Raw genomic sequence first — 7,017 nt, forward strand, 5'->3', positions numbered from 1 at the left:
GTTCGCCAAGGCGGTCGTGGAGATCGCCGCAGACCCCGACAGTGCTCCGGAGTACCGGGGCACCGGCGACGGCCTCCGTCCGATCGGCTGAGCGGGCTTCTACCGTGGACCGCACCGCAACCCGGGGAGTGGCCGCGATGCCGTCGGACGCCCAGTTCGCCGCCCTGACCGAGCAGTTCCGGCCGGAACTGCTCGCGCACTGCTACCGGATCCTCGGCTCGATCCACGACGCCGAGGACCTGGTGCAGGAGACCTACATGCGAGCGTGGCGCGCCTTCGGCGGATTCGAGGGCCGATCCTCTGTACGGCGATGGCTGTACAAGATCGCCACCATGGCCTGCCTGACGGCGCTGCAGACGCGCTCACGGCGGCCCCTGCCGTCGGGACTGGGTGCGCCCGAGGACGACCACCGGGTCGCCGTGGCCCCCCGCGAGCCGTCGGCGGGGTGGCTGCAGCCTGCGCCGGACTCCCTCTTCGGCCTCGGCACCCTCGACCCGGCGGCGATCGTGGCCGGGCGGACGGGGGTGCGGCTCGCCTTCATCGCCGCGCTCCAGTTGCTGTCCGCCCGGCAGCGGGCCGTGCTGACGCTGCGCGACGTGCTCGGGTTCCGGACGGCCGAGGTCGCCGAGATACTCGACACCACGATCGCGGCCGTCGACAGCGCGCTGCGCCGCGCCCGGGCCCGCCTCGCCGAGGCCGGCCCGGTCGAGGACGGCCTGACCGAGCCGGACGAGGGGACCATGCGCACCCTCCTCGACGGCTACGTCGACGCGTTCACCCGGGCCGACCCCGACGCGCTGGTGAACCTGCTGCGGCTCGACGTGGAACTGGAGATGCCGCCCACCCCGACCTGGTTCACCGGCCGAAGGGCCGTGGTCGGCTTCCTGGCCGACCGGGTGCTGCGCCGCGGCCTGTGGCGGCTGACGCCCACCCGCGCCAACGGCCAGCCCGCCTTCGTCGTCCACCGGCACGCGGGCGACGGACGGTACGAGCCCTACGGCGTCCAGGTCCTGACCCTGGTCGGTTCCCACATCGCCCGCATCACGGCGTTCAACGACCCGAGCCTGGTGCCGACATTCGGTCGCACGCCCACGCCCACGCCCACGTCCACACCCGCGCCCTGAGCCTTCGACCGCTCGGCTCGTGCGGGAGTCACTGCGCAGGTACTCAGCCAGGCCTGAGTACCTGCGCAGTGGTCGGCCACGGGGTGAGCCGAAACGCTTGGGCCATGGACCAACGACTGCGGAAACTCGGCCTCCGACTGCTGGAGATCCTCGTGTCGGCTGCGGTGACGGCAGCAGTGTGGGCTGCCTGGCTGGGCTGGGACCAGCAGCGTGACGTGCGGCCCGACGGCACGACGACCGGCCCGTACGAGGCGTGGCAGGTGATCGGGCTGGTGCTGACCCTGCTGCCGCCGGTGTGCTGGGCGGCATACCGGCGGCACCTCGCGGGCGCGGTGGCCGGCATCCCGGTCGGCCTGTCCCTCTCCGCCTACTACGACTGGTCGGACGACGCCAGCGGTCTGTTCATGGTCGGCGTGACGATGGTGCTGGTGGGGAGCCTCGTCGTGACGGCCGCCCTTTCCGCCGTGATCGTCTCCATGACGCGGAGAGTCCCCTGACACGAGCGGGTCAGACCTGAGCAGCACCGCACGAACGCCACCGCAAGAACGCCTTGGACGACGAACGCCTTGGACGCCATGGCCCGGGGCAGACATACGCCAGAGGGCCGCGCCACTTTCGTGACCCGGCCCTCTGGGCCGGCGGAGGATACGAGATTCGAACTCGTGAGGGGTTGCCCCCAGCACGCTTTCCAACTGTCCACGCTCCTGTTCTGAGGCGTTCATAGGCGTTCGCGCGGCAGCTCAGACGGGGTACGCGTACAGCGGTGAACGCCAACGGCCATCGGCGTACTGGACAAGGACCAGGACAACGAAGCCAATGCCTTGGGGCAGGCACCCAAACGCCGGTTGTAGACGATGCGGGTACCGACTCGCCACGACGGCTTTCGAGACCGTCGCGGTGTCCCGCTCGAAACCCCTATCTGACCTGGCCGAAGACACTTTGGCGGAGACACGGCCCGGGCATAACAACCCGTTGTTGTTTCCGTGCTCGTGACGCACGTCACACCCAGACGCGCAGACTATTGGGCAACCCTTTGAGTTTCCTAGGGATCTCCTTTGCGAACGCGTTGGTCATCCCCGTTTCTGAGGTTCGCATGAAGCTTCGCCGCTACCTGGCTCTCGCTGCCGCTACGGCCGCCATCACGCCTGCTGTCTTTCTTGCGGCCCCGGCCGCTTTCGCGACGGAGGGCAGCCCTGACTCCTCCTCCAGCACCCCCGCCGCCACCGACAGCGAGTCGGCTGCCTCGAGCGAGTCCGAGGGCGGGTCCGCCACCAAGACGGAGGACGGGTCCGACACCAAGACCGAGGACGGATCGGACACCAAGACCGAGGACGGATCGGACACCAAGACCGAGGACGGGTCCGACTCGAAGGACGAAGGCACCACCGACGAGGAGTCGGCCACCCCCAGCCCCAGCACCTCGCCGTCCGAGACGCCGGGCCCGCAGGTGTGCAACGACACCGAGGACTACAAGCAGGACAAGAACCTGCGCACCGGCCTGTCCGGCCTGCCCTCGAAGATCGTCGCGGGCAGCGGATTCCACAACTTCAAGCTGAACGTCAACAACTCCGGCGACAACACCTACAAGCGTGTCGACCTCGGCGTGTTCGCCGCTCAGATCAACGAGAAGAACTACGAGGACACCACGAGCTACCTCACGCTCCAGTTCAAGGATCCGGCCACCGGCACGTGGCAGAACATCTCCCTGAACGAGGACGACGAGGGCGCCGGCTACCTCGGCTACACCGACGTCCAGGCCAAGGAGTCCTTCTCCATCGACCTGCGGCTGAGCATCGACAGCAAGGCCCCGGCCGGCATGGGCTTCGCCATCTCCATCGGCATGTACGCCGATGACAAGGGCAACTGCGTCTACTCCAGCGACGACGACTTCTACCAGTTCGAAGTCCTGGCCGCCGGCTCCAAGTCGGGCAACCCGGGCGAGGCCAAGCCGCAGGGCGGCCGGAAGCCGCTGCCGGCCAAGCCCGCCGGCGACAACAAGATCGTCCCGCAGGGCCACCTCGCAGAGACCGGCTCCAACTCGGCGCTGCCGATGATCGCGGTGGCGGGCGGTGCCGCGGTCGCCGTCGGCGCCGGCGCCGTGTTCGTCGTGCGCCGCCGCAAGGCCGACAGCGGCGCCACAGCCTGACCGCGTACCTGGCGCGCCGATTCTGACTCACCGAGTCACGAGGGCCGCACCCGCACACGCGGGCGCGGCCCTTCGCCATCTGATCCGCAGGCGGGTGCCCGGACCACTCCTACGCGGATCGTGAGGGTTGCCGCCTACTCAGCCTTGGCAGGCTCGTCCGCGCTCGTCCTCCCATGTGCGTCAGCGTCGATGTCAGCGATTGATGTCAAACGCCGCGTCCAGCCCACTCCGCATGGGCAGACGGACCCTCCATTCACGCCATCGCGCCCCGTACGTACAGGGACCGGCATCATCGAACGCGTCACCGACGGTCGCTTCGCGTCTGGGCACGCACGACTCGGCTGGCCTTTACAGCGACAAGCGTGCACAGAGCACTGCCTCGTTCAGTGCCTCTGGGCTACAAATGGCAGTTCTCCGGCAAGGGTGCTCAGCGATTCAAGAGACAAGGCCCACGCGAGCAGCGATCTGCCTTCAGCTGGAAGGCCGCAGGCCCGAGCTACCGCTGCCGGCGCCTTCGCCTGGTCGTCGGGCTCGGTGATGGTGCGGGCGGGGTCGGCAGCTTCGTCCGTCTTCCCCGCCAGGTTGCGGCGAGGCGGCCCCCTGCGGTCGGAAGGCTGGGTACTGCCCGGACCGGGTGCAGGTACGGCGCGAGACCAAGAACACCAAGTCCCGCGCCGGACGCCGTGCCGTGCCTCTTCCGGGTCCCCTGGTCGTGATGCTGCGCGCCACAAGGAAGCGGCAGGAGCGAGAGCGCGAGACCGCCGGGAACCTGTGGGGCGGAGTCGGAGTACGTGTTCACCAAGCGGTTGGGTGGCCCGCTCAGCCCGAACACGGACTATCACGACTGGAAGTGACTCCTGGACGATGCGGGGGTCCGTGACGGTCGACTGCACGACGCCCGCCACAGGGCCGGCACGGTCCTGATGCTGCTGGGGGTCCCTGACCGGGTCATTGGTCAGATCATGGGATGGGAGCCGGGAGGGGCCGCTCGGATGCGGGCACGTTATCTACATGTGACCGACCCCATGCTGAAGGAGGCGGCCCGCAAGATCGAGCGAGCCATCTGGGGAGCGCCGGAAACGCCGTCTGTGGACAAAGACCAGGACAACGACGTCTGAGTGGACAACGAAGCGGCCCCGCTGTGATCAGCGGGGCCGCTTCGTTTCGCCTGTTCAGGCGGCTGCGGAGGATACGAGATTCGAACTCGTGAGGGGTTGCCCCCAACACGCTTTCCAAGCGTGCGCCCTAGGCCTCTAGGCGAATCCTCCGCCGGAAACATTACATGACCGAGAGGAGTGCTCGCGAACTCGTTCCTCACCGTCAGGATCGGGTAGTCTTTCGGCAGCCCCTCACGCGGCGCTATCTGACTGAACTCCCCCAGGGCCGGAAGGCAGCAAGGGTAGGTTGGCTCTGGCGGGTGCGTGGGGGGCGCTTGCGTTCCCCGGCGGGGGTGGCGTGCGGCCGGGCCGGTTGTCAGTGGGCGCCTATAACCTCGTATGCGTGTCGTCTCTCGCGCTGTACCGCCGCTACCGCCCGGAGTCCTTCGCCGAGGTCATCGGGCAGGAGCATGTCACCGACCCGCTGCAGCAGGCGCTGCGGAACAACCGGGTCAATCACGCGTACCTGTTCAGCGGTCCGCGCGGGTGTGGCAAGACGACCAGCGCGCGGATCCTCGCCCGCTGTCTGAACTGCGAGAAGGGGCCGACCCCCACGCCCTGCGGTGAGTGCGAATCGTGCCGCGACCTCGCTCGCAACGGCCCGGGCTCCATCGACGTCATCGAGATCGACGCCGCGTCGCACGGCGGTGTGGACGACGCCCGTGACCTGCGGGAGAAGGCGTTCTTCGGGCCCGCGCGCAGCCGGTACAAGATCTACATCATCGACGAGGCCCATATGGTCACGTCGGCTGGTTTCAACGCGCTGCTCAAGGTGGTCGAGGAGCCGCCGGAGCACCTGAAGTTCATCTTCGCGACCACCGAGCCGGAGAAGGTCATCGGGACCATCCGCTCCCGGACCCATCACTACCCCTTCCGGCTGGTCCCCCCGGGGACGCTGCGGGACTACCTCGGTGAGGTGTGCCACAAGGAGGACATCCCCGTCGAGGAGGGGGTGCTTCCGCTGGTCGTGCGGGCCGGTGCCGGATCCGTACGTGACTCCATGTCCGTCATGGACCAGCTGCTCGCCGGTGCGGGAGAGGAAGGTGTGACCTATGCCATGGCCACCTCGCTCCTCGGGTACACCGACGGCTCGCTGCTCGACTCCGTCGTCGAGGCCTTCGCCTCCGGGGACGGCTCCGGCGCCTTCGAGGTCGTCGACCGTGTGATCGAGGGCGGCAACGATCCCCGTCGGTTCGTCGCCGACCTGCTGGAGCGGCTGCGGGACCTGGTGATCCTCGCCGCCGTCCCGGACGCCGCCGAGAAGGGGCTCATCGACGCCCCGGCCGATGTCGTCGAACGGATGCAGGCCCAGGCCCGTTCCTTCGGCGCCGCCGAGCTGAGCCGCGCCGCCGACCTCGTCAACGAGGGCCTGACCGAGATGCGCGGCGCCACCTCGCCTCGCCTCCAGCTCGAGCTGATCTGCGCCCGCGTGCTGCTGCCCGCCGCCTACGGCGACGAGCGGTCCGTGATGGCCCGCCTCGACCGGCTCGAGCGCGGTGGGAGTTTCTCCACGGGGGCGGGGGCCCCTCCGATGGGGTACGTGCCCGGTCCCGAGGCCCACGGAGCGGCAGCCGCCGTCGGCGGCCCCGCCGTGCCGGTACCGCCCGGCGGCGGCCCCGCGGCGGCTCGGGCGGCGGTACGGGCTTCTGGTCCCGGTGGCGGCGTTGACGGCCCTGGTGGTTCCGCTGGTCCTGGTGCCGGAGGTGCCGGTGCCGGTGCGCCGGCAGGGGGCATGGGGCCCGGCCGTGGATACGGGCATGAGGGCGCCGAGGCGTCCTCCGGACCCCCTTCCACGGCGCCTTTCGGACCTGCCGCCGCTCCCGCCGTCGGTGACCGCTCCCAGGAGTCGACCCCGCCCGATGCTCCACCCGCCTCGGCGCCTGCCGCCGCCGCGCCCGGCGCCTGGCCCACGGCCGCGCCCGCAGGCGGTGGGCGACGCCCCGGGGGCTGGCCGACCGCTGCCGCGCCCGGCACGGGCCGGCCGTCGAGCGGTTCGCCTGCTCCTGCCCCCACCATGGCGTCACCCTCCGGCCCGCGGACCGCGGCCCCCGGACAGCAGGGGCCCGGTCCGGCCGCCGGCCTCCAGGCGTCCGGCCCGTCCGGCCCGGTCTCCGGTGGGCTCGACCCCCGGCAGCTGTGGCCGAACATCCTCGACGCGGTCAAGAACCGCCGCAAGGTCACCTGGATCATGCTGGACCAGTACGCCCACGTCGCGGGCTTCGACGGGACGACCCTGCAACTCGGGTTCGCCGGCGCGGGCCCGCGGGACAGTTTCGTCAGCAACGGCAGCGAGGACGTGCTGCGGCAGGCGCTGGCCGAGCAGTTCCACGTGCAGTGGAAGATCGAGGCGATCGTCGACCCGACGGGTGGCGGCGGCTCCGCACCCCCGGCCACCGGCGGCTACGGAGGCGGCGGCGGATACGCCACCGGCAGCGGCTACGGGGGCGGCACCCCGGTCGCGTCCCGGCCCACGACGGCCGCCCAGCCCGCCGCTGCGGGCGGCGCCGGTTCCTCCGGACCGGGTGCACCCCAGGCCCGGTCGGCGGCGGCCACGGCCACCGGTGGCCCACCGGCAGCGGCCCCCTCGCCC

General features: G+C 70.5%; 4 protein-coding genes, 1 tRNA gene, 1 other RNA gene and 1 pseudogene. 6 read left to right on the forward strand and 1 reads right to left on the reverse strand.

Annotated features, from left to right (window positions below; genetic code table 11):
• Positions 1-104: 104 nt before the first annotated feature.
• From BZY54_RS35590 to BZY54_RS35605, 4 genes and pseudogenes are all read left to right on the forward strand, one after another.
• Positions 105-1,124, forward strand: a complete 1,020-nt coding sequence (locus tag BZY54_RS35590) for an RNA polymerase subunit sigma-70 (protein WP_244217501.1) — start codon at positions 105-107, stop codon at positions 1,122-1,124.
• A gap of 104 nt (positions 1,125-1,228) precedes the next feature.
• Positions 1,229-1,621, forward strand: coding sequence for a hypothetical protein (locus tag BZY54_RS35595; protein ID WP_086729451.1), 393 nt, complete (start codon positions 1,229-1,231; stop codon positions 1,619-1,621).
• 596 nt (positions 1,622-2,217) lie between these two features.
• Complete coding sequence (locus tag BZY54_RS35600) at positions 2,218-3,270, forward strand: LAETG motif-containing sortase-dependent surface protein (protein WP_244217502.1); 1,053 nt, start codon at positions 2,218-2,220, stop codon at positions 3,268-3,270.
• Between the two features lie 547 nt (positions 3,271-3,817).
• Positions 3,818-4,388: pseudogene (locus BZY54_RS35605) on the forward strand (tyrosine-type recombinase/integrase); the annotation flags it as partial.
• Between the two features lie 65 nt (positions 4,389-4,453).
• On the opposite strand, the gene BZY54_RS35610 reads toward BZY54_RS35605, so the two are convergent.
• A tRNA-Ser gene (locus BZY54_RS35610) sits at positions 4,454-4,538 on the reverse strand.
• A gap of 72 nt (positions 4,539-4,610) precedes the next feature.
• Between BZY54_RS35610 and ffs the strand changes: the two genes are divergently transcribed.
• An RNA gene (ffs, locus tag BZY54_RS35615) (signal recognition particle sRNA small type) lies at positions 4,611-4,709 on the forward strand.
• 61 nt (positions 4,710-4,770) lie between these two features.
• On the forward strand, positions 4,771-7,017 hold a 2,247-nt coding region (locus BZY54_RS35620), incomplete at its 3' end, for a DNA polymerase III subunit gamma and tau (RefSeq protein WP_086729452.1).

Origin of the sequence: Streptomyces carpinensis (assembly GCF_002154505.1) — a bacterium.
Lineage (GTDB): Bacteria > Actinomycetota > Actinomycetes > Streptomycetales > Streptomycetaceae > Streptomyces > Streptomyces carpinensis.

What these genes read in the sequence shown, in the direction of transcription:
- BZY54_RS35595 (WP_086729451.1), top strand. Translation starts at nt 1,229, where the DNA reads ATGGACCAACGACTGCGGAAACTCGGCCTCCGACTGCTGGAGATCCTC.
- BZY54_RS35600 (WP_244217502.1), top strand. Translation starts at nt 2,218, where the DNA reads ATGAAGCTTCGCCGCTACCTGGCTCTCGCTGCCGCTACGGCCGCCATC.